Source organism: Streptomyces sp. NPDC017979, assembly GCF_044328175.1.
In the GTDB taxonomy this organism is placed as follows: Bacteria; Actinomycetota; Actinomycetes; order Streptomycetales; family Streptomycetaceae; genus Streptomyces.
Genome location: NZ_JBIRGU010000007.1, coordinates 158,840 through 180,125, shown reverse-complemented (window position 1 = coordinate 180,125; position 21,286 = coordinate 158,840). Strand labels below are relative to the sequence as shown.

The window sequence follows — 21,286 nt, the reverse complement described above, 5'->3', positions numbered from 1 at the left end:
ACGTGAGCACATCGGTGGACGCCGAGCAGGCGTGGCACGCGCTACAGCGCATCAGGGTGCCGCAGGAACGGGTGTACGACGAGTTCGAGCGGACCTCGTCCGGCGGGCCCCGCGCGACGTACACCACGGCCGCGATCATGTGGGCCTTCCTGGCCAGCCTCGGCCTGGACCTGCCCCCGTGGGGCGTCGGACTGGTCCTCGCCGCATACGTCGCACTGCTCGGCGGACTGGCCGTGCTGAACTTCCGCCGCAGCCGGATGCAACTGCACCACTCCCACTCCAACTGGCGCCTGGGCGTCACCTTCGTCGCAGCGGCCGTGGTGACCGGCGGGACGATCGTGGGCGTCGGCCGGCTCGTCGATTCGCTGGAGCCGATCGTCGCCAGCCTGATCCAGGCCACCGTCTCGGCGGTCGTGTTCGTGCTGTTCGTCCGGCCGGCGAGCCGTTGGGCCATCGGCTCGGTGCGCCGCAACGCCGAAGGGGCCGGCCGATGAGCACCCCCAGCGGTTTCGACGAACTGATCCACCCCGCCACCAGGCTGTCGGTCGTCGCCCTGCTCGCCGCCACCGAATGGGCGGACTTCTCCTTCATCCGGGACAGCCTCTCGCTCAGCGACTCCGCGCTCTCCAAGCAGTTGCACACGTTGGAGGAAGCCGCCTACCTGGAGATCCACAAAGAGGGCGGCGGCCGTCAGCGGCGCACCAAGGTACGGCTGACGGACCGCGGTCGCACCGCATTCCAAGGCCACGTCGCAGCGCTGCAGACCATCGTCGAGGGCGCCGGAGCGCCCCCTCGGCAGCGGCACGCGGAGGCGGGCCGATGACGGCCCCGGCACCTCAGCACCCCTCGGCACCGGCCGCGCCCACCGGTGCCGCCGGCCCCGCCGTCCAGGTGCGCGGACTGACCATGACGTACGGCGATCGCGACGTCCTCCACGGCATCGACCTGGACATCCATCGCGGCGAGGTCTTCGCCCTGCTCGGCCCCAACGGCGCGGGCAAGACCACCACCGTCGAGATCCTGGAGGGCTTCAGGCGCCGCTCCGCCGGGGAGGTCCACGTCCTCGGAACCGACCCGGAGCACGGCGACGACGCCTGGCGCGCCCGCCTCGGACTGGTCCTCCAGTCCTGGCGCGACCACCGCCGCTGGCGGGTCGCCGAACTGCTGGAGCACTTCGCCACCTACTACCCCGATCCGCGCGACCCGGCCGAACTGCTGGCCCTGGTCGGCCTCACCGACCGGGCCGACCAGCGGGTCGAGTTGCTCTCGGGCGGCCAACGCCGACGGCTGGACGTCGCCCTCGGCATAGTCGGCCGCCCCGAGCTCCTCTTCCTGGACGAACCGACCACCGGCTTCGACCCGCAGGCCCGGCACGAGTTCCACCGCCTCATCGACCGGCTGGCCCGGTTCGAAGGCGTCACCGTCCTGCTCACCACGCACGACCTGGTGGAGGCCGAACGCCTCGCCGACACCATCGCGATGCTGGTCAACGGACGGATCCGGGCCAGCGGCACGCCGGCGGAGCTGGCCCGGCGGGCCGCCGCCCGCGCCGAGGTCCGCTGGACGGCCGACGACGGCACGCCCCGCCGCGAACGCACCGAGGACCCCTCGCACCTGGTCTGGGAACTCCACCGGGAGACCAACGGGCCGATCGCCGACCTTGAGGTCCGTCGTCCGACCTTGGAGGACACCTATCTGCACATGGTGCACCGCGAGGACGACGGCCCGGACGCGGCCGGGATCCAGGAGGCACGAGCCGTATGAGGGGAACGCACGTGAACGGCGGCACGGAAGACATGCGGCAGGCCGACGGTGCCAAGGTGCCACGACGCAGTTCCTGGCGCGTCGGCCTTGACCGCGGCGGCATCGAACTGCGGCACCTGCTGCGCAATCCGAAGGAGATGTTCGGCCACCTGTCCAACGTGGTCGTCGCGGTGGTGGTCGCCGCCGTCGTCGGCGGCGACGTGTCCGGCACCAGCACCCCGATGTCCCACCTGGTGCTCGCCGGCTTCGCCGCGTACCTGCTGTTCCAGATCGGGCTCGTCAACCTCCCGCAGATCCTCGTGACCGAACGGGAGGAGGGCGTCCTGCTGCGGATGCGCGCCACGCCCGGCGGGATCCCCGCCTACCTGGTCGCCAAGTGCCTGCTCGTGGTCGCCATGGCCATCGGCACCCTCGCCCTGCTCCTGGCGGCCACGGCCCTGCTCGCGGACGGACCGCTGCCGAAGGACCCGGCCGGCTGGCTGACGCTGCTGTGGGTCGCCACGCTCGGGCTGCTCGCCGTCGTACCGCTGGGCGCCGCCATCGGCGCCGTGCTGCCCAACCCGCGCGAGGCGTTGGCGCTCATCATGCTGCCGGTGATGGCTCTGCTGTTCACCTCCGGGGCGGTGTCCCCCATCTCCTCGCTGCCGGCGCCGGTGCAACAGGTCGTCTCCCTCTTCCCGCTCAAGTGGATGGCACAGGGACTGCGTTCGGCGCTGCTGCCGGACTCCGCACGCGCCGCCGAACCGGCCGGCTCCTGGGAACTGCCCATGGTCGCCCTGGTGCTCACCGCCTCGGCCGTCATCGGGTTCCTCCTCGCGATCCCCCTGCTGCGCCGCGCCGCCCGCCGCGAGTCCGGCTCCCGACTGACCGCGCGCCACCGCAAGGCCGCGCAGAGCGGGGCGGCTCCCGCGTAGCCGGGAGCCGCGCTCAAACTCTGCGACCTGAGCGGGGAGGGAATCGGACACGCGATGTTCACGCTGACCGCGGACGCCACCCCGGCCGCACTGATCGCGGACTTCACGACCGGTGCCCCGACACCACGAGGAACGGTGTCGGGGCCTGAGGTCAGGAGCGTTTCCTAGCGCGAACCCGACTGCGACGGGCCGAAGAACTCGACCTCGGCGATGGCCAGCTGCTTGCCCGGCCCGGGGTGGTGGGCGGACTCGATGACGAACCGCACCGCGGTGACCTCGCCGACCTTGAACTTCCGGGACTGCGGGCCCGCGCCCTGGTCCAGGACGAGGGAACGGGTCGTCGTCTTCCCGTCGGACGTGGTGATGAGAGCCTGCACGCGGTGGGGGAGCGCCGCCTTGGAGATCTCGTTCTGCTTCACGGACGTGCCCGGCGTGATGATCACGTCCAACAGCCGGGTGGGCCGGTCGAACTGCGCCTCGATCCACTGCCCCTTGTTGGATCCGTCCTTCCCCGGCGCCCACCAGGTGTTGTTGACCTTGTCGATGAGCAACTCCGGCCCGTGGTCCTTGAACGAAAGCGACGCCTTCATCCGGTCCGGGGTCAGCGGAGCGCGCTTCGCGAAGTGGTCGCGGGTCGCCTGGATCCCGTCGGGGAGCTTGACGACCAACACGACCAGCAGCGCCAGCACGACCACCGCACCCAGCCACGTCAGCACCCGGTCGAAAGCGCGCCGGGGCCGGGGCCGGTCGCCCGCCCACGGCGCCTCGCGCTCACCGGGACGCGTCAGCCGGCGCCACCACGGAAGGGGCCCCGGGGCCTGCTCGGAGCCCACCATAGGCATCGCGCACCGGGTGCAGTAGTGCCGGTCGGGCCGGTTGGGCGTGGCGCACCAGGGGCACGGCGTGCCGCCCTCCTGGCCCCGCTGCTCGCCCGGGGCGCGCACGTCCTGCGGGCGGTGGGCGGGCGGCCGGGCCGGCAGGACCGGGGCGGCGACGGGATCCGGCGCGGGGCCGGGCCCGGGCTCGGCGAGCGGAACGAGGAGTTGGCGGGCGCGATCGGCGTCCGGCGACTCGGCACAGGGCGGCGCGGCGGCCTGGCCCGGCACCGTCGGCGCGGTCCCGTCCACGGGCGCGACCTGCGGGGTGGCGTCCCGAAGGGTCTCGGCGGCCTGTGCGCTTTGGTCGCCCGCCCGGGCCAGCCCCGCGTCGGGGAAGGTGGCCTGCTCGGACGCGGACTGCCCCCGGTTCGACGGCGAATGCGCAGCCGAAGGCGGCGGTGGAGACGGTGCCGGCGCAGCGTGCGGCGTCGGTGCCGAGTCGTCGGCGTGACCGCCGTGCGCTGCCGCACCGGCGGTCTGCCGGTCCCACCGCTCCCGGCCGGCGGCCTCCCGCTGATCGTCGCCGGAACCGGAACCGGAACCGGAACCGGAACCGGAACCGGAGGCCGAGCCCGAGCCCGAGCCGGATCGGGCCTCGGGCGTCGTCGGCGTGCTGCGGTCCGTCCAACTCAGCACGGCCCCACAGGCGTCGCAGAACGACTGGCCCACCTCCACGCGGGTCTCGCACGCAGGGCAGTTCCTCGGGGTCGTCATGTCGTGGCAGTCCTTTCGACGACTTCGCCGGCGGTCACCTGGACCGTGTACGGCATGTGGGCGGGACGGGCGGCGGCCACCAGGGCCTCCAAGCGGTGGTGGTCCGCCGTCGTGGGGTTGCGCAACCGCAGGTGCACGTGGAGCCGCGGCACCGGCTCACCGGGGACGGGCCCGAGCGGACGGGCGCTCCAACTCGCCGCCCCGCTCTCGGTGATCTCGGGTTCGGTCCCGAACGCGAGCCGTATCGCCTCGGCCAGCCCGCGTCGGGTGCCGCGGATCCGGTGCAGATGCGCGGCGGCGGCGACCGCGGCGCGCAGCATCGGCTCGGGTTCGGTGCCGTCGGTCTCCGCACCGACCCAGTCGCTCAGCCACCGGGCGAAGTCGGGCGGTGCGAGCGACGGGCGGAAGTACGCGTCGAGGCAGTCGAGGACGCAGTGGATCGGCGCGATCACCTCGTCGAGCCCCCCGACGAAGCGTTGGGCGAGGTGGTCGTCGGCGAAGACCGCGGGAAGCATCGTACCGATCGGCGACGGCGAGCCGAGGCCGTCGATGGAACCCCTCATGCCGGGCCCTCCGTCAGGTGCGCGCACCCCATCAGGCGTCCCCGATCACGCGCACGCGGTGGTCGAAGGAGAACACCAGCGACGGCGGCGACAGATCGATCCGGTCCGTCGCCTCGCCGCGCTTGCCGGTCAGCGGATCGGCCGGGTGCAGGACCACCTGGTCGACCAACTCCACCCCCGGCACCCGCTGGAGCACCGCGAACACCTCACCGGCCTGCACCGGCCGCCCGAACGGCCACCCCTCGCCGCCGGCACCGCCGACCAGCGGGTCCAGGTGCCGGTAGAGCGCGTCGTGGGCCTGCCGGCGCACCCGGTCGACGTCGACGCCCTTGAACGCGTGCACGGTCGCCACCACGGTGACGCCCTGGTAGTACGGCGGCCCCACGGCCAACCTCGTACCGATCAGCCGGCGCTCGTCCAGGAAGCGGGTCACCCGGTCCAACAGCGCGTCACCGGGGACCAACTGCTCGAAGCGCAGCCGCCCACCGGGGTCCGGCACCGCCTGCGGCACCACCAACACCCGCACCGCGTGCGCCCCGTGCTCGCCCTCCTCGCCCGGGAGGCAGGTGATGCGCGCCGTCTCGGGCGCCGCGCGCCGCGCCAACTCCTCGTAGTCGCGCAACGTCACCGCCCGCTCCTGGGCGCGCAGCGTGATCGGCGCCCGGACCTTCGCCTCCTCGACGGTCTCCCCGTCGACGCCGCCGCGCGCGGCCTCCCGGTTCGCGACCTCGGAGACGTACGGGAGGGAGGTGCGCAGGATCCGCACCGCGCCGCGGGCCACGTTGCCCGCCCGGCCGCCGCCAGTGCGGTAGCGGCGGGCCCGCACCGGTGCGCCCTTCGGAGCGACCGCGCCGTACTGGCGCAGGGACCCGTCCGGCTCGCGCACCGCGGGGCCGAAGGCGATCTCGCCGGTCGTTGCGTCGAGGGTGACGTGCCGGTCGTTCGGCCCCGAGGCCGCGAAGTGCGGCACGACCTGCCAGTCCTGCCAGCCGTCGTGGTCGGCACTCTGGAGCAGCACGGGCGGGTGGTCGCCGACCACGGGCGCGTGCGCCAGCCGCAGCCGCTGCCCCGGCAGCCCGGTGGACTCGCCGAGCGCCTCGTCGCGGACCGTCTCGGCGTGCACCACGAGGGTGGTACCGCCGATCGTGAACGCCTCGACGGCTCGGACCGTGGGCGAGGTGGTGTAGAAGGGCTGACCGGGCAGCGGCTCGGTGACGCGGCACCGCAGCCAGCCGGCCTCCTGGCCGGCGTTGCGGGACAGCACGTGTCCGCCGGGCACGTGCAGCACCACCTCGCCGGGCCGGTTCAGCCCGCCGGTGCCGTCCCGGTCCACCTCGCAGGCGCGCCAGCCGTCCGCGGTCCACGCCTCCCACACCAGCGGCGGCTGGCGCGGGTCCACGCCCACGCCGTCCACCGTGCTGTCCAACTCCAGGGCGACGGCGCAGTGCGGCACGGCCGCCGACAGCCCGAACAGCAGGCAGTCGCCCACGCCGGGCGGTTCGGCGAAGCAGAGCACGTCCTTGCCCGCCTCGGTGAGGTCGGCCGTGTGGTCCGCCACCGGCTCGCCCTGCCGCTGCACCATCAGATGGCGCAACTCGCTGGGCACGACGGTCAGTTCGCGTTCGGTGGCGAAGACGACCGCCTCCTCGGTCTCGGTGCGAACGGTCGCGACCTCGGTGCCCAGCGGCACCGCCACCGGGTCCTCCTGGGGCGCCGACAGCCAGAAGGTGACATCCGTACGGGCGGCGGACGCCGGGAACAGGGTGATCCCGACCAGGTCCAAGAACGCCAGGTGGTTCTTCTCCGGCACCCGGTTGAGCCGGTACACGATCTGATCGGCCATGTGGGCGACCGTCTCGACGAGCGTCACCCCCGGGTCGGACACGTTGTGGTCGGTCCACTCCGGGGCCCGCTGTTGGATGTAGCGCTTGGCGTCGTCGACGAACTGCTGGAAACGACGGTCGTCGAGGTTGGGGGAGGGCAGGGCCATCAGCGGTCGCTTTCGTGAGCGGGGCCGGGGCCGGGCGCACCAGCCGCACCGGGGCCGTCCGGCTCGTCGTGGGACGGAATGACGTAGAAGGGGAAGACGAGGCTGCGCGGGTTGTTGGTGCCGCGAATCATGTACCGCACGTCGATGTAGAGGACGCTCTGCTCGGAGCCCGCGGTCACCGAGACGTCGTCGACCTCGATGCGCGGCTCCCAGCGGTCGAGGCTGCGGTGCACCTCGTGCTGGATGCGGCCCGCGGTCTGCTCGTTGACCGGCGCGAACACCAGGTCGTGGATCGCGCAGCCGAAGTCGGGCCGCATGGGCCGCTCGCCCGGCGCGGTCGACAGGACCAGCCGGATCGCCTCCTCGATCTCCCGCTCCCCGCTGACCAGCGCGATCCCGCCGGTCGGTCCGATGCGCAGCGGGAACGACCAGCCGGACCCGACGAACTGCTCGGCCATCAGCCGCGTACCTGCCTTCCCGATGGGTGGTGCCGCCCGTTCACACGATGGGCCGACGATTGACGGTCACCACGCCCGTGATGGGCACGGTGACGGCGGTGATGGTCACATTGGCGATGGCGTTGACCTGCACGCTGCCGCCGGCGCTCAGCGTCGCGGCGCCGATCGCCTTCATGCTCAGGGCGCCCTTGGCGTCCAACACCACCGGGCCGGCGAGCGAGGAGACGTTCACCAGGCCCCGCCCCTGGATGTCGAGGACACCACCGCTCTTGATGGTCAGCCGGCGCCCCGCGCTGAGCGTGAGGTCACGCCCCGCCTCCACCGAGACGGAAGTGCCGCCCTTGATGGTGACCTTGCCCTTGCTGTCCACGGTGATCTCGGTCTTGGTGCGGTCCAAGTTCACGACCAGCCGGTCGTTGCCGCTCGCGATCCGCACCCCCTGCTTGCGGGCCCCGGTCCGCTGGCTGAGCAGGTCCACGCGGTTGCCCTGTCGGTCGGAGACCGTGTGCCGGGACGCCTGCTTGCGCACCCCGTCGTGCAGCGGCACGTCGCGCACCGGGGTCGGCACGTCCTTGCCGTTGTACAGCCCGCCGATGACGAACGGATGGTCCAGCGCGCCCCGGTCGAAGCCGACCAGCACCTCGTCGCCGACGTCCATCGGGAAGATCCCGCCGCCGGCCTTGCCGCCCAACTGCACGGTCCGCGTCCAGTCGCTGACGTAGGTGTCGTCCAGCCAGGGGAACTGGAGCTTCACCCGGCCCTGCCGCAGCGGGTCCTGGACGTCGGTGACGAGCGCGTTGGCGACGCCCGGCAGCCGCGGCACCGTCTCCCCGCCGCCGGACGCCAGCCCGTACAGCGAACGCCACTGCCGGCCGCTGACCGTCACCCACGCCTCGTAGTGCTTGCCGTCGCCGAAGACGTGCCGTACGGACGTCACCGTGTACTTGCCCTCGAACGGCTTGCCGACGTCGGCGAGCGCGACCGGAACGCCCGGCCGCAGCTTCGGGTTGCCACGGGCCACGACCTCCAACTCGGCGAAGGAGGACGTGACGTCGTCGGCGAGGGAACTGGCGGCGAACCGCACCTCGGCCTGCCGGTCGTAGGGGGTGCCGGTGCCGACCAGCTTCGCCTTCTTGAACTTGCCGGCGGCCTCGCCCGGAGTGGCACCGATGGCGATGCCCGGATGGGAGGTGGCGGGCGCGGTGGCCGTCAGCTTGCGCTTGGCCGTGACGTCCCAGCCGCGCGACTCGACCGTGCCGACCTGGTCGGCGGCGGTGACGGCGGCCCGCAGCCGCAGGATGTCGTGCCCGCCCTGGAGCACGAAGGGGCTCTTGTCGCCGTCGGTCTGCGGCGACGGTGCACCGGACGACGGCTTCGGCCGGACGAACTGGAACCGGCCCTTGGAGTCGACCGACATCACCATCTCGTTCTCGTCGGCGAGCCGGCCCAGGAAGTCCCAGTCGGACACGTTGGACTGGCTGATGAAGTCGTAGACGGTCTTCGTCGACTCCACCTTCCCGACCGGCACCCCGGCCTGCCCGGCCAGCTTGCGGGCGATGTCCGACGCACTTTGGTTGCGGTAGGCCGTCACCCTGCGCTGGCGCAGCAGCCGGTGCCCGGCGTCGTACCCGCGGATCACGGTGAACGTGCCGGTGCCGTCGTAGTCGGCCTCCAGCCCGGTGACCTCGCCCGTCAGCAGCGGATCGGTGGCGCCCCGACCGTCGGCGACGGGCGCGATCACCACCTTCGTGCCGAAGGTGACGCCCAACTTGCCGAGCAGCAGCCGATGGGGGTCGCGGAAGGTGAGCCGGAACGCGGCCGGCACCCCGGCGCCCTGGTCCACCCAACTGTCCACGAGGGCCCGTGAGTACGCAGGAGGCAGCTTGGCGCCGCCGATCTTCACGTCGACGACGGTGGAGAACGCGGAGCGCACCATCAGCCGCGCACCTCCTCGGTGGCGGGCAGCACCAACTCCGCGCCGGCCGGCAGCCGCGCGGGGTCGTCGATGCCGTTGGCCTCGGCGATCGAGCGCCATGCGCCGGGGTCGCCGTACTCCCGCCACGCCAGCGACAGCAGCGAGTCACCCGCCACCACCCGGTGCACCCGCTGCGCGGTGAGCGCGCCCGACGTCGGGTTCTGCCCGGCGGTCGCGCTCGGGATCTCGTGCAGTTGGAGCCGGCAGGTGGCGCGGATCGGGACGCCCGTCGTCCCGAACAGCGAGTAGTCGACGTCCACGGAACCGACGTACGCGACGAACCGGGCCGTCGAGAACGACCCCCACTGAAAGACCACCCAGGGCGGCGACGGCTGCTTGGCGGCGATGCTCCTGGGGGTCACCTCGCAGCAGCTGAGCAGCGACTCCACCTTCTTCAGCACCGTGTTGCCGGTCGGCTTCTGGGAGGAGTCCAGGAAGATCTCCACGTTCATCTCGCGCGGCAGGGCGCCCATGAACTCCGGCAGCGGACCCGTCCGCTCGATCTGCGTGGGCGTGGTCTTCCACTCGGCGCGCCGCGACAGCGTGAGCTGCGCCGGGTTGAAGTCGAAGTTGAACGTCTTGATCACCCCGCCCGGCGAGGTGCTCTCGCCGGTGGGGGGCTCGTGGATCGCGAGCGAGGCGCGCACCAGGCTCTTGCCCGCGCCCTTGGGGCCTTTCGCCATGTCTGCCGAAAGCCTTTCAGTCCGTGAATCCGTGGTGGGCGATCTCCAGGACCTCGGTCGCCACGGCCGGGCTCGCCGGGTCCAGCGTGGGGCCGGTCCAGCTGACGGGCAGCACGTCGATGAGTCCCCAGCGGGCCACCTCGGAGCCGTCCGCGCGCAGCGCCGCGATCTGCGCCGTGGGCCGCTTGATGCCGGTCTGGAGGGACGAGATCCAGCGGGCGACCTTGGCGGTGTCCGGGGTGAGCGGGCGGGTCAGCCGGATGGTGGAGAAGGTGACGCGGGTGGGCAGGGCCCACACGAAGCCGTTGTTGCCGCCCTCTTGGCGGTGCTCGATCTCCACCTGCGACGACAGGCCCTCGCAGCCGTTGAAGGCGCCGAGGCTCTCGCCGTCGATGCTGAGGGAGAACCAGATGGTGGAGCCCGGGTCCTGGCGGGACATCGTGCGGGCCTTTCTGTCGTGCCTGGTGGCGGGTCGAACGGGTGGGGCGGGGCCGGGTGAACGGCGGTGCGGTGGCGGGCGGGGCCGGTCAGTCGCGGAAGTCGCGGAGCCTGCCGACGCGTTCCCGGTCCATCCGCAATTCGGTGCGGACCAGCCGGGTGACCCGACCGATGATCCGGTGCACCAACTCGTCGAGTTGGAAGTCGGTGAGCTGCCGTGGATCGCAGGCGTGGTCCGGGACCGCGGTGTACTCGGGCGGCGCCGACCCGGCCGATGCCGCGGAGGCCGTTCGGGCGGGCGGTGGCGGCTGGCCGGCGGACGCGGATAGTGGTGTTGGTGTTGGTGTTGGTGTTGGTGTTGGTGCTGCGGGCGGTGTCGCGGTGCGGGTCGGCGGGCTGGGCGCCGGTGCCCGGTCGGGGTCCGGGTGGTGCTTCCGGTACCGCTGGACGACGGGCCCGGCACCGGCCCCGCCGGGGGCGGCGGCCGGCGCGGACTGGGGGAGTCGCGGCGGCACGAGCGGAGCCACCGGCAGTCGGGACGGAGCCGATGGCGCGCCGGTCGACGACGCCGTACGACGCAGCAGTACGGGTGGGGTCGGCGTCGTGGGTCGACCGGTCGGCGCCTTCGGCGTGGGCAGCACGGGCGCTTCCTGCTGCGGGGGCGCGGAAGGCACGGGAGCGGGCGGGGACGGGAGAGGCGGAACGGCCCGGGCGCCGGGGGCTGCCGGGGCGGAGGGCGCGGTGGGGGCCGCGGGGCTGCCCGTCAGGGGCGCGCCGAGAGCTGCGCGGCGCTGAACGGCGGGCGCGGGCTGCACGGACGCGGTGGCCTGGGGAGCGGGGAGCGATGACGTACTGGGCGCATCGACCGATGGGCCCGGCCGGGACGGCGGGAGCACCGGGCCGGCAGGCCGGGACGAGATCGGGGCACCGAGTCCCGGACGACGCACGGGCGCGTCGTTCCCCCGGCCCGCGGTGGCCGGTGGCTGCGGCGAACGCGACGGCCGCGCAGGGGCAGGCGCGGGTGTGGCGCCGATCGGAGCCTGGCGTACGGGGTTGGGCCCGGACGTCGTCGGGGCCGAAGCGTCGGGCGTCTTGCGCTGGACCGGGGGTGTTGGCGGGGGAGGCTGTGCGGCGGAAGCAGGTGCGGCGGAAGGAGGTACAGGGGACGCGGTGTTGGGCGCTTCGTCGGTCCGTGCGCGCCCGGTTGCCGGAGCATCGGCGCCGGGTGCCTTGGTGGTGCGCGAGCTCGGCGCGTCCGGTGCGGAGTCGGGCGGCGCGGGGGCCACGGGAGGCCGGCCCGTGGCCGCCGAGCGCCGCTGGACGGGGTGCTGCGGTGCGGCGGCCGTCGGACGGGGGGATCCGCCGGAAGGCACGGGCTTCGCCGTGGTCCGTGACACTTGCACATCCGGTGCCGGGGCGGGCGGCGCGGAGGCCGGGGGCAGGGGATCCGTCGAGGTGACGGGAGACTGCTGGGCGCCGGGGCTCCGGCCCGCACGCCGCTGGACGACCTGATCCGAAGGCGCAACTGCCTTCGTGGTGCGCGACGGCTGCGGGTCCGGTGTGGAGGGCGGTGTTGCAGCGGCTGCGGGAAGAAGGTCCGCCGTGTGTCGCTGGACGGGGAGTTCCGGTGCGGCGGTCTTCGGGCGGGCGGCCTCCACGGAGGGCGAAGGCGCTGCGTGAGCGCCCGCCCCGCCGTCGACACCTCGGTGCGGTGGCTCCGTCGCACGCGGGCCAGGGGTGGGAGTGGGCGCAGGCGCAGTGGCGCTCGGCGCCTTCCCGGGGGCGGACGTGCTCTGCTCCGCCGCCTTCTTCGTACGTACCGGACCGGTGGGACCCGCGTCGACGCGAGGCGCACCGATGCCGCGCTGGACGCCGGAACCGGCGCCAGAACCCTTGCCCGGCCCGGCGACCGCCCGCTGCACGCGGACGCCGTCACCAACACCCGAGTCGGCGGCCGGGGCGCTGGATGCGCCGACCGCGCCGGCGGCAGGTGCCGGGGAGGTCTTGCCCGCAGTGCTACTCGTACGCGCGTGGCCGACGGGACCAACGGCGGCGGGCGCATTCGCCGAGCGCTGCACCGAACCGCCGCCGTCGCCGTCGCCGGAACCACCGGCCGTACGCGTCGGGGAGGTGCTGGCCGCAGGGTCGGCCGTCAGGGCATCGCGAACCGTGCCAACGGCGTCGGGCGTGCTCGCCAGCCGCTGTACGGAACCGCCGCCACCACCGGAACCGGCAGAATCGGCACCGGCCTCCTGGCTGCTGCTCGCGACGTTCCGCACGTCCGGTGTCACATCGGGCGTCACGTCCTGCGCGCCGGCCCCGTGACCGCTGGTGACGGAGGGAGCATCCGGCGCGGTCCTCTCCGCGGGTGGCGTCGGCGCCGCGCCCCTTCCACTGGGCGGGGGAGCGGCAGCCCTACGGGCCACCGGCAGCGTCCGTCGCTGCACCGGCTTGGCCGTGGTCAAAGACCGCGGCCCGGGCAAGGGCCGCACCAGCGGCGGGGACGCCGAAACAGCAGGCACAGCGGACGACGATTGCGTCGCCGCCGAGGGCGGCTGCGTCGCAGAAGGCGGTGTCGGCACCGCGTCCGCCTCCGACGCGAAAGCGGACGACGACGGAACTGGCGTCGGTGATGCTGCCGGGTGAGTCGCCCCGTCACCGGACGGCACCTCGACGGACGTCGAAGGCACCGGCCCGTTCGACGCCGCGCGCTGGACCGAAGGGGCACGCCCGGGCGGACCGCCCGTGACCGCCGGGGCAGGCGCCGAATGAGGCGCAGCCGCCGGCCCGTTGGCGGGCGGGCCACCCGACGGCGAGGCACCCGCGTCATGGGTGTTCCCCGCGGCCCGTACGACGGGCCGCACCGCCGCTGGAGCCGTACGTCCAGCAACGCGCCCGGTGCTCGCAGCGCTTGCCGCAGCCGTACGCCCCACGGGAACCGCCGCCTGCACGCGCCTTTGCACGGCCGTGCTCCTCGCCGCGCCCGAGGGACGCACACTGCTCTGCGAAGACGGTGACGGCACGGCCGTCACCACCGGCCAGCCCTTCGCCCGCGCCGTGCGTTGGACCGACGCCGGCCCGGGGCCCTGCGCCTCGGAGCGCGGCTCTTGCGGCGGGAGCGCCCGCATCCGCACCGCGGGGGCGCGCTGCACGGCCGGCGCCGGCGCCCGACCGGCCAACGGCAGCGCGCCCGTGCGGCCTTCGAGCCCGGAGACGGGCGTCGCGGTGGACGAACGCAGCCCCTCACCGAGCACCGCGCTCGACGTGCCGTCGAGCACCGCGTGCGAGGCGGTCGCCAGGAACGACGGGTTCTGCCAGGTCGGTAGCCGCCCGCCGAACCCGGCGTCGGCGACCGCGGCCCGCCCCGGCCCCGTGACCCGCTGGATCGGCGCCAGCCCGAGCCACGACGCCGTCACCGCACGACGGGCCGGCGCCGCCGCCCCGTCGTGGGAAGTGGCCCCGCCGGCCGGCGCGCCGACGGCACCCGTCTCGGAGCCGGCCGCCTCACCGCCGCCCGCCACCGGTTCGCCGCGTCGCCTTCGCAAGATGTCCCGGAAGCCCACCGATCAGTCCTCCGCCCCGGCCCGCATCACCAGCGCCGCGATCTCGCCCGCGTAGCGCCGGCGGTCGCCGTGTTCGAGGTCCAGGATCTCCTCCATGCTCCAGTGGAAGTGGTAGGCCACGTACGCGATCTCCTCGTGCAGCCGGTCGGTCGCGTACGTCACGATTCCCCCAGGCGGCTCCCGCCGAGTTCCACCTCGAAGGGCTCCGCGCAGTGGGGGCACTCCACGGCCGCACGGGTGTGGCCCTCGGCGTTGATCTGGCGGTAGAAGTCCTGGAGGAAGGCCAGGTCCGAGGCGAACATCTGCTCCACGACCCCGTCGTGCACCAGCGGCAGCGTGCCGAGCCGGGTGATCACCCGGCCCAGCAGCACCACCGACAGGAACGCCGGGTTCTCCTGGACGCGCACGTCCCGCAGCGGCACGAGTTCGTCCCGCGCCGTCGACAGCCGCATCACGCCGTCCCGGTGGACGGTGCCCGACTCGTCGACGTACCCGCGCGGCAGTTGGAAGGGGAACTCGGTCCGCAGCGCCTCCTGCTGCACCGGTTCGGCCGCCGACCGCGCGGGGCCGAGGGCGGAGCCGTCCTGCGGCCCCGCACCCGCCTCCGCAGCCGCGCCCGGCGCGTCCGCACCGCCGTACGTGACCGCGCTCCCGGCCCTGGCAGCCGTACGCCGCATTACTCGATGACCAGTTCTTCGAACGCGATCGTCACGGTCTCGGTGAGCGCGGCGGCCTCGCCCGCCTTCACCGTGCTGGCGTCGATCTTGTGGCACCAGGCGTTGCGCAGGTTGTAGCGCTTCACCGGGTTGTTCTCGAAGTCCATCATGATGATGGAGGCGTTCTTGCGGGCCGTGGTCATCTGGCCGGAGATCGACTGGTTGATCCACTGCGTGAAGGCGGCCGACTGCGTCATGCCGCGCACGACCGTGCAGGTCCCGTTCTTCTTCACGCCCGGCAGGTTCTTCACCACGTTCTTGCCGTTCGGAGAGTTCTGCTGGTACGTGATGACGTCCTGCTCGATGCTGAGGCCGCTGACCTCGGCCAGGTACTCGACCATGACGCCGTCGATCTGGAGGCCGAAGTTGTGTGAAGTGAGGGCGTCGCCCGGCTGAAGGCTCATCTACTCGCTGTCCTCGTGACGATCTGGGAGGTGGGTGGGACGGTGGCGCGATCGGGGCGCGGATGCGGAGTCGGCACCCGGCCTACTCCTCCAACTCGCCGCCGCCGCTGGAGAACTGGGCCAGTCGGAAGATCACGAACTCGGCCGGCTTCACCGGTGCGATGCCGATCTCGCAGACGACCCGGCCGACGTCGACCGACTCCGGCGGGTTGGTCTCCTCGTCGCACTTGACGTAGTACGCCTCCTCGGGACGCTGGCCGAAGAGCGCGCCGCTACGCCACTCGTTGACCAGGAACGCCGAGATGTTGCGCCGGATCCGGGCCCACAGGGCGTGGTCGTTCGGCTCGAACACCACCCACTGGGTGCCGATCAGGATCGACTCCTCCAGGTAGTTGAAGTACCGGCGGATGTTCAGGTAGCGCCAGGCCGGGTCGGAGGACAGGGTGCGGGCTCCCCACACGCGGATGCCGCGGCCGGGGAAGGCACGGATGCAGTTGACGCCGATCGGGTTCAGCAGGTCCTGTTCGCCGCGGGTGATCTGGAGCTCCAGGTCCACCGCACCGCGCACCACCTCGTTCGCGGGCGCCTTGTGGACCCCGCGCTCGAAGTCGTTGCGGGCCCAGATGCCGGCGACGTGACCGCTCGGCGGAATCATCAGGCCCTGCCCGCTCGCCGGGTCGAACGTCTTGATCCACGGGTAGTACAGCGCCGCGTACCGGGAGTCGTAGCCGGCCGTCTCCTGGCGCCACACCCTGATCTGACGGGCGTTGAGACCGGGCGGCGGGTCGATGATCGCGACCCGGTCGCCCATCAGCTCGCAGTGCGCGATCAGTCCCAGTTGCACGGCCTTCACGGCTTCGAGGTCGATGGCACCGCGCTGGTAGGCGGCCATCAGGTCCGGCACCGCGACCATGGAGATCTCGTCGACGGCCTCCAGCCCGCCGAAGCCGGTGCGGTCCGCCGAGTCGCCGAGGTACTGGGCGGGGCCGGGGTGCGACTCGCCGGGCCCGGCGGCCGGGCCGCCCGAGCCGGCGGGGGCCTGCGCGGGGGACGCCAGCGCCACCGTCTGGTTGTCCGGCCTGGCCAACTGCCCGGCCGGCGCGGCCTCGGTCACCGCGATGAGCCGGGAGCGCTCCTTGACCTGGGTGACGACGTAGGCGCGGCTGCTCTTCTTCGCCGTGACGTCGAACTGCTCGGCGGCCTTGTCGCCGTCCTTGACGATCAGCTTGAACCGGTCGGCCGGGCCGTCGCCGTCCGCGTCCGCGACCTCGACGCTCAGCGGGCCGGAAGAGCCCGGCGCGATCGCCGTCACCGTGAACGTGCCGAGCTGCTGGGGTTCGCCCGCCGGCAGTGCGGCCCTGGCGTCGCCGCCGGCCACCGCGGCGGGCGCCGCGCCCTGCGCACCGGCGCCGCCGGCGGAGCCGCCGACCCGGATCACATAGGCGGCCGAACCGCCGTTGTTGAAGAAGCCGTAGACGGAGTGCGCGAGGTAGTACCCGTCGGTGAACTCACCGAAGGACGCCACGTACTGGGTCCAGTTGGTCACCAGGGTCGGCTCGTTGAGCGGGCCGGACGGCGCGAGCCCCACGAAGGCCGCGACCGAGGTGCCCACGCCCTCGATGGGGCGGGAGCCGCTGGCGACCTCCTCGACGTAGACGCCGGGCGACAGATAGGACGGCATGCTCAGCTCTCCTCGGGGTGCACGATCTGGACCGTCCAACAGCCTCACGCGCGCGGGCCCCGTGGCGAAACGCCCATGGGTGCCTCGCCGGGGGCAGTGCCGCTGCCCTCGACGTCGCCTGTTCGGGCACCGGGCTCGACCGGCCCGACCGACCCTCCGCCGAGGCTGCCTCTTCGGGCACGAGGAGTCTGCCCGCAGTCCTTCGACAGCGTGCCGCCCCCTCCGTAACGTCGACGCGTGAGCTTGTGGACATCCCTGGAACCCGCCTCCGCCACCGTCGACCCGGGTGGCAGTACACGCGTGCGGCTAAGGCTGCGCAACACCGGCGACGTCGTCGACGAATACCGGTTCGAACCGGTGGGCACCGTCGCGCCCTGGACGACCGTCGAGCCGTCGACGCTGCGCCTGTATCCGGGCACGACGGGAACCGTCGAGCTGACCATCGCGCCACCGCGCAGCCCCGACGCCGCCGCCGGGCCGCATCCCTACGGCGTGCGGATCACGCCGACCGAGCACCCCGAGGCGACCACCGTCCCCGAGGGCAACCTGACCGTCACCCCCTTCACGGAGGTGCGGGCCGACCTGGTGCCGCCGATCGTCAAGGGCCGGCTGCGCGGTCGGCCCCGGCTCGCCATCGACAACCTCGGCAACACCAAACTGACCGCCTCCGTCAGCGGTAGCGACAACGGCGACCAACTGTCGTACGACATCCGCCCCAGCAACGTCCAGATCGAGCCCGGCCGGGCCGTGTTCGTCGCGGCCACCCTCAAGCCGCGGGACATCATCTGGTTCGGGTCCGCCGAGCAGCGGCCGTACACGCTGTCCCTGCACCGCTCCGGCACCGATCCGCTCCCGGTGGAGGGGACGTACGAACAGCGCGGCTTCCTGCCCCGGTGGCTCGCCACCGCGCTCGGTCTGGCCCTCACCCTCGCCATCGTCTTCGTGATGCTGTGGATCGCGTACAAGCCGACGGTCAGTTCGAAGGCCACCGAGCAACTCGCCGACGCCGGCAATGCGATCGCACCCAGTCCGGCGGCGTCGGCGCCCCCGCCGGACCCCGCGCCCAGCAAGGAAGAACCCAAGCCGAGCGAGAAGGAGGAGCCGGACGGCGGCGGCGACGGAGGGGGAGGCGGCGGAGGCGACAAGGCCGACAAGAAGCCGCCGCCGAAGGTCACCGCAGCCACCGCCGTACGGCAACTCGCCAAGGATCAACCGTCCGTTCGGCACATCTGCTACCGCGCCTTCGTCGGCGGCCAGGGTTGGCAGGAGCCCGTGTGCGACGGCGCGGTGGCCGGCACGGTGGGGCAGAAGCTGCCGATCAAGGCCATGAACTTCGCGGTGTTCGGTGTCGGCGGCTCGGCCGCCAGCGCCTTTGTCAACAACCCGGAGTCGGACAAGGGCAACTTTCAGAACTGGACGCCCGTCATCACTGACAGCAAGGACATCTACATCGGCAGCTCGAAGGACGACGCGGCCAATCTGTCGGGCTTCGCGATCAACGTCGGTGACGGTCAGATCTGCCAGTCCAGCCACGTCCGCGGCCGGAGTTGGGGGGACAGGTGCGGCAACTCCCGCTCCGACCCCGACAAGGACAAGAGGCTCGTCTTCGCGGGCACCCTGGACAACGGCGCTTGGCTCGAAGCGGTCAAGCTGACCGTGAAGCCGTGAAGCCGTGAAGCCGTGAAGCCGTGAAGCCGTGGGCCGGATGCAGTGCGTCCGGCCCACGGCCATGTCCATGCGCAGTCGCTACCAGGATCCCTCGCCCGGGACCAGCCGCCCCGCCTTGCGGTACTCCCGGCGGGCCCCCTGGAGCAGGTCCGCAGCCGTGACGAATCCGTCGCGCCCCGCGGCGAGGTACGCCGCCGTCACCACCGCGCTGCGGATGGAACCCCCCGCCAACTCGAACCCGGTCGCCATCGGCCCGAGGTCGATCTCCTCGGCGCACGGCACCCGGGACAGACTGTGCCGCCACAGCGCACGGCGCTGCTCGACGTCGGGGAACGGGAAGTCGACGATCATGTCCAGGCGGCGGGTGAACGCCTCGTCCACGTTGGCGCGCAAATTGGTGGTGAGCAGCGCGACGCCGTCGAAGGACTCCAGCCGCTGGAGCAGATAGGCGCTCTCCATGTTGGCGTAGCGGTCGTGCGAGTCCTTCACCTCCGACCGCTTCCCGAAGACGGCGTCCGCCTCGTCGAAGAGGAGCACGGCGTCGGTGCGGTCGGCCTCGGTGAAGACGCGTTCGAGGTTCTTCTCCGTCTGGCCCACGTACTTGTCGACCACCGAGGAAAGTTGGACCACGTAGAGGTCCAGGCCCAGCTCGGCCGCGATGACCTCGGCCGCGAGCGTCTTGCCGGTGCCGGAGTCCCCGGCGAACAGACCGAGGACGCCCCGGCCCCGCCCGCCGCCCGCGCTGAGCCGCCAGTCGCCGAGGACCCGGTCCCGGTGGCGGGCCCGCAGGGCGAGTTCCCGCAGGTTGTCCAGGGGGGAGTCGGGCAGGACCAGGTCCCGCCAGTCCACGGCGGGACGGATCCGTCGGGCGTGCTGCTCCAGCCCCGACGTCGACTGCTGGCGGGCCGCCAGCCGCAGGTGGACGGGGGCGAGCGGGGCGCCGTCGAAGCGCGCGAGGTCCCGCGCCGCGCGGGCCGCGCGGGCGATGGCGTCGCCGCCGAGGTGGTACGGGGCGACCGTCGCGGCCAGGTCGAAGTCCGGCTCCTCGCCGAGCGCGGCCGACCAGGCGCGCACCGCGCCCCGCGTCCGCCCCGCGGGAGCCTCCAGGACGAGGGGGTCGCGGTCGCACCAGTGCGGGTCGTACGGCAGCGGGCTCACGATCAACACGGGCACGTCGTCGGCCGCCACCAACTCGGCCACCCCTCTGGCAGGTTGGTCGCCCAGTTCGCTGACGACGACCGCCCGACCGAGCAACCGGGCCTCCAACAGGAGATCGGGCATCCGCTCCACGGGACCCGAGAAGCACAGGGCAGCGACGTCCGCGGAGTGCAGCGCGGCGGCGACGGCGGCGAACGCATCGCCCGCTCGGCCCTCGCGCACGTACGCGGTGAGCGGGGTTCCCGCGGCGAGCCGTACGGCCAACCGGTCCACGAACCGGGCGAACTCGCCCTCCCGGACCGGCCCTTCGTCGGCATCTCGGTGCGCCGGCAACGGGCGCAGATGCCCGGCGAGCGCAGCCTCGGGGGTGTCGTCACCGAGGAGATGGGCCACCAGCCGATCCGGTACGCGCAACGACCGGCTGAGGAAGGGGCGTTCGGGATCCTCCAGGTCGAGCAGCCCGAACGCGCGCAGCGGGGCGGTGGGGTGCAGCCGGGCACGTGCGCCGGCCTGATGGCCGGGCACCCCGCACAGGTCGAGTGCGAGGGCGACGGTCGCCCGCCGCCGGCTGACGTCGTCGTTGAGGTAGCCGTACAGCGGCTCGAAGCCGCGCTCCAGGTCGGGGGCGAGGGCGATCAGCAGCACCTCGGTGTCGAATGCGGTCAGCCCCAGGCGCACGGCCAAGGAGGCCAGCCGGTCCCGCTGCTGACCCGGGTTCTCGGGCCGCGGCGGGTGCTGCGGCCCGGCCGGCCGCAACAGCCGCTGCACGGACTCCCGCGACAGGTACAGCCCGCGCAGCGGATCGCCCGCCGTCGGGTCGTCGGCGGCGCGGTGGTCGACGAGCAGCGCGACGCGGTCCCGCAACACCGCGAGTCGGTCGAGCAGGAGGGCGGCCGGCTCGGACTCCGTGCCCCCGTCGCCCTCGTCGCGCTCCTCCAACGGTGTCGCAAGCGTCATGTCGCCCGACCCGGACGCCGGTTGCGAAGGGCCGCGGCACGGGCTTCGCGGACCGCTTTCACCTGCCGCGGTCGGTGCGCGCGCTCCTCCTGCGGCGGCGGGTCGCCGTTCAGGGCCCGCAGTCGGACCGCCGCGCCCTCGGTGACCGGCGGGCCCGCGTCGAAGTCGGGGCCGGCCACGAAGGGCGCCGTGATCACGAGGTCGAGCGACGGCTTGAGTTCGCCGCCGAGCGCCGACCAGATGTCGGCGAGCGACCGCGACTCGACCTGACCGCCGGCCACCGTCAACGGGACCCTCAGCCCCAGCGCCCCGAGGGAGCCGGGCAGGTCGCGGGGGGCCAGCATCTCGCGGGGCAGCAGCGTGGCCAGGACGGCCGACAGCAGCCGGTGCTCGTCCTGCGGCTGCCGCGTCCACGCCGTCAGCAGGTACGAGAGCCGGAACCAGCGCGGCGCCTGCCGGTGGCGCACCGTCATGTCGCCCTCGTCGCGGACCGGGAGGTGCCCCCGCTGGCGGCGGCTCACGTCCTCCCGGATGTCGTACAGATACGCGTTGATCGTGGGCGAGTTGCGGCGGGCCGCCCAGTCCCGGGTGGGGGCGTCAAAGGCGACGTCGATCCCCGAGCCCGCCAGCGCGCCACCGCTCAGCAGCCCCTTGAGGACATCGTCCACCTCGTGGATCACCGTCGAGCTCCCCGCATTTGCCGAACCGGGGCCTCGCCCCACGCACCGTCTTCCACCGCAGTCGATCCTGCCCTCCGCGCCG

At 73.2% G+C, this 21,286-nt stretch carries 20 protein-coding genes; 6 read left to right on the top strand and 14 right to left on the bottom strand.

Annotated features, from left to right (window positions below; genetic code table 11):
* The first annotated feature begins 2 nt into the window (after positions 1-2).
* The 4 genes from ACH4E8_RS20250 (at position 3) to ACH4E8_RS20235 (ending at position 2,678) form a co-directional block, all read left to right on the top strand.
* On the top strand, positions 3-494 hold the full coding sequence (locus ACH4E8_RS20250; RefSeq protein ID WP_398450036.1) for a hypothetical protein: 492 nt from the start codon (positions 3-5) through the stop codon (positions 492-494).
* Complete coding sequence (locus tag ACH4E8_RS20245) at positions 491-823, top strand: transcriptional regulator (RefSeq protein ID WP_398450034.1); 333 nt, start codon at positions 491-493, stop codon at positions 821-823. Before ACH4E8_RS20250 ends, ACH4E8_RS20245 begins: the two co-directional genes overlap by 4 nt.
* 83 nt (positions 824-906) lie before the next feature.
* Complete coding sequence (locus ACH4E8_RS20240) at positions 907-1,764, top strand: ABC transporter ATP-binding protein (RefSeq protein ID WP_398450303.1); 858 nt, start codon at positions 907-909, stop codon at positions 1,762-1,764.
* Positions 1,765-1,796: 32 nt separating this feature from the next.
* Positions 1,797-2,678 carry an ABC transporter permease gene (locus tag ACH4E8_RS20235; RefSeq protein ID WP_398450301.1) on the top strand — a complete coding sequence of 294 codons (882 nt, stop codon included), beginning with the start codon at positions 1,797-1,799 and terminating at the stop codon, positions 2,676-2,678.
* A 164-nt stretch (positions 2,679-2,842) separates the two neighbouring features.
* Here ACH4E8_RS20235 and ACH4E8_RS20230 read toward each other — a convergent pair whose 3' ends face one another.
* From ACH4E8_RS20230 to ACH4E8_RS20195, 8 genes are all read right to left on the bottom strand, one after another.
* Positions 2,843-4,270: an NADase-type glycan-binding domain-containing protein gene (locus ACH4E8_RS20230; protein ID WP_398450032.1), complete on the bottom strand. Its 1,428-nt coding sequence runs from the start codon at positions 4,268-4,270 to the stop codon at positions 2,843-2,845.
* Complete coding sequence (locus ACH4E8_RS20225; protein WP_398450030.1) at positions 4,267-4,833, bottom strand: phage tail protein; 567 nt, start codon at positions 4,831-4,833, stop codon at positions 4,267-4,269. Before ACH4E8_RS20225 ends, ACH4E8_RS20230 begins: the two co-directional genes overlap by 4 nt.
* A 31-nt stretch (positions 4,834-4,864) precedes the next feature.
* Complete coding sequence (locus tag ACH4E8_RS20220; protein ID WP_398450028.1) at positions 4,865-6,823, bottom strand: putative baseplate assembly protein; 1,959 nt, start codon at positions 6,821-6,823, stop codon at positions 4,865-4,867.
* A complete protein-coding gene (locus tag ACH4E8_RS20215) occupies positions 6,823-7,281 on the bottom strand; it encodes a GPW/gp25 family protein (RefSeq protein WP_398450026.1) in 459 nt (152 codons plus the stop codon). Before ACH4E8_RS20215 ends, ACH4E8_RS20220 begins: the two co-directional genes overlap by 1 nt.
* Positions 7,282-7,321: 40 nt before the next feature.
* Positions 7,322-9,217 carry a VgrG-related protein gene (locus ACH4E8_RS20210; RefSeq protein ID WP_398450024.1) on the bottom strand — a complete coding sequence of 632 codons (1,896 nt, stop codon included), beginning with the start codon at positions 9,215-9,217 and terminating at the stop codon, positions 7,322-7,324.
* Positions 9,217-9,939 (bottom strand): peptidase M23, encoded by a 723-nt coding sequence (locus ACH4E8_RS20205; protein WP_398450022.1) that lies wholly within the window; start codon positions 9,937-9,939, stop codon positions 9,217-9,219. The genes ACH4E8_RS20210 and ACH4E8_RS20205 overlap by 1 nt, the downstream gene beginning before the upstream one ends.
* A 16-nt stretch (positions 9,940-9,955) precedes the next feature.
* Positions 9,956-10,378 carry a phage tail protein gene (locus ACH4E8_RS20200; protein ID WP_398450020.1) on the bottom strand — a complete coding sequence of 141 codons (423 nt, stop codon included), beginning with the start codon at positions 10,376-10,378 and terminating at the stop codon, positions 9,956-9,958.
* Between the two features lie 88 nt (positions 10,379-10,466).
* Complete coding sequence (locus ACH4E8_RS20195) at positions 10,467-11,018, bottom strand: extensin (RefSeq protein ID WP_398450018.1); 552 nt, start codon at positions 11,016-11,018, stop codon at positions 10,467-10,469.
* 2,257 nt (positions 11,019-13,275) lie between these two features.
* Between ACH4E8_RS20195 and ACH4E8_RS20190 the strand changes: the two genes are divergently transcribed.
* Positions 13,276-13,995 (top strand): hypothetical protein, encoded by a 720-nt coding sequence (locus tag ACH4E8_RS20190; protein WP_398450016.1) that lies wholly within the window; start codon positions 13,276-13,278, stop codon positions 13,993-13,995.
* On the opposite strand, the gene ACH4E8_RS20185 is transcribed toward ACH4E8_RS20190, so the two are convergent.
* From ACH4E8_RS20185 to ACH4E8_RS20170, 4 genes are all read right to left on the bottom strand, one after another.
* Entirely contained in the window at positions 13,944-14,102 is a 159-nt protein-coding gene (locus ACH4E8_RS20185) for a DUF6760 family protein (RefSeq protein WP_398450014.1), read from the bottom strand. The two genes, ACH4E8_RS20190 and ACH4E8_RS20185, sit on opposite strands and share 52 nt — an antisense overlap.
* A complete protein-coding gene (locus tag ACH4E8_RS20180; RefSeq protein ID WP_398450012.1) occupies positions 14,099-14,617 on the bottom strand; it encodes a hypothetical protein in 519 nt (172 codons plus the stop codon). The genes ACH4E8_RS20185 and ACH4E8_RS20180 overlap by 4 nt, the downstream gene beginning before the upstream one ends.
* Complete coding sequence (locus tag ACH4E8_RS20175; RefSeq protein ID WP_398450010.1) at positions 14,617-15,060, bottom strand: phage tail protein; 444 nt, start codon at positions 15,058-15,060, stop codon at positions 14,617-14,619. The genes ACH4E8_RS20180 and ACH4E8_RS20175 overlap by 1 nt, the downstream gene beginning before the upstream one ends.
* An 82-nt stretch (positions 15,061-15,142) precedes the next feature.
* Positions 15,143-16,741, bottom strand: coding sequence for a phage tail sheath family protein (locus ACH4E8_RS20170; protein WP_398450008.1), 1,599 nt, complete (start codon positions 16,739-16,741; stop codon positions 15,143-15,145).
* 237 nt (positions 16,742-16,978) lie between these two features.
* On the opposite strand from ACH4E8_RS20170, the gene ACH4E8_RS20165 reads away from it, so the two are divergent.
* A complete protein-coding gene (locus tag ACH4E8_RS20165) occupies positions 16,979-18,409 on the top strand; it encodes a hydrolase (RefSeq protein WP_398450006.1) in 1,431 nt (476 codons plus the stop codon).
* Between the two features lie 78 nt (positions 18,410-18,487).
* Here the strand turns inward: ACH4E8_RS20165 and ACH4E8_RS20160 are convergent, their stop codons facing one another.
* Positions 18,488-20,524 carry an ATP-binding protein gene (locus ACH4E8_RS20160; protein ID WP_398450004.1) on the bottom strand — a complete coding sequence of 679 codons (2,037 nt, stop codon included), beginning with the start codon at positions 20,522-20,524 and terminating at the stop codon, positions 18,488-18,490.
* A complete protein-coding gene (locus ACH4E8_RS20155) occupies positions 20,521-21,204 on the bottom strand; it encodes a DUF4255 domain-containing protein (protein WP_398450002.1) in 684 nt (227 codons plus the stop codon). The genes ACH4E8_RS20160 and ACH4E8_RS20155 overlap by 4 nt, the downstream gene beginning before the upstream one ends.
* Positions 21,205-21,286: the final 82 nt, after the last annotated feature.

Coding starts and splice junctions, on each gene's coding strand:
- ACH4E8_RS20245 (WP_398450034.1), top strand. CDS start 491: ATGAGCACCCCCAGCGGTTTCGACGAACTGATCCACCCCGCCACCAGG.
- ACH4E8_RS20240 (WP_398450303.1), top strand. CDS start 907: ATGACGTACGGCGATCGCGACGTCCTCCACGGCATCGACCTGGACATC.
- ACH4E8_RS20235 (WP_398450301.1), top strand. CDS start 1,797: ATGCGGCAGGCCGACGGTGCCAAGGTGCCACGACGCAGTTCCTGGCGC.
- ACH4E8_RS20230 (WP_398450032.1), bottom strand. CDS start 4,270: ATGACGACCCCGAGGAACTGCCCTGCGTGCGAGACCCGCGTGGAGGTG.
- ACH4E8_RS20225 (WP_398450030.1), bottom strand. CDS start 4,833: ATGAGGGGTTCCATCGACGGCCTCGGCTCGCCGTCGCCGATCGGTACG.
- ACH4E8_RS20220 (WP_398450028.1), bottom strand. CDS start 6,823: ATGGCCCTGCCCTCCCCCAACCTCGACGACCGTCGTTTCCAGCAGTTC.
- ACH4E8_RS20215 (WP_398450026.1), bottom strand. CDS start 7,281: ATGGCCGAGCAGTTCGTCGGGTCCGGCTGGTCGTTCCCGCTGCGCATC.
- ACH4E8_RS20210 (WP_398450024.1), bottom strand. CDS start 9,217: ATGGTGCGCTCCGCGTTCTCCACCGTCGTCGACGTGAAGATCGGCGGC.
- ACH4E8_RS20205 (WP_398450022.1), bottom strand. CDS start 9,939: ATGGCGAAAGGCCCCAAGGGCGCGGGCAAGAGCCTGGTGCGCGCCTCG.
- ACH4E8_RS20200 (WP_398450020.1), bottom strand. CDS start 10,378: ATGTCCCGCCAGGACCCGGGCTCCACCATCTGGTTCTCCCTCAGCATC.
- ACH4E8_RS20180 (WP_398450012.1), bottom strand. CDS start 14,617: ATGCGGCGTACGGCTGCCAGGGCCGGGAGCGCGGTCACGTACGGCGGT.
- ACH4E8_RS20175 (WP_398450010.1), bottom strand. CDS start 15,060: ATGAGCCTTCAGCCGGGCGACGCCCTCACTTCACACAACTTCGGCCTC.
- ACH4E8_RS20170 (WP_398450008.1), bottom strand. CDS start 16,741: ATGCCGTCCTATCTGTCGCCCGGCGTCTACGTCGAGGAGGTCGCCAGC.
- ACH4E8_RS20160 (WP_398450004.1), bottom strand. CDS start 20,524: ATGACGCTTGCGACACCGTTGGAGGAGCGCGACGAGGGCGACGGGGGC.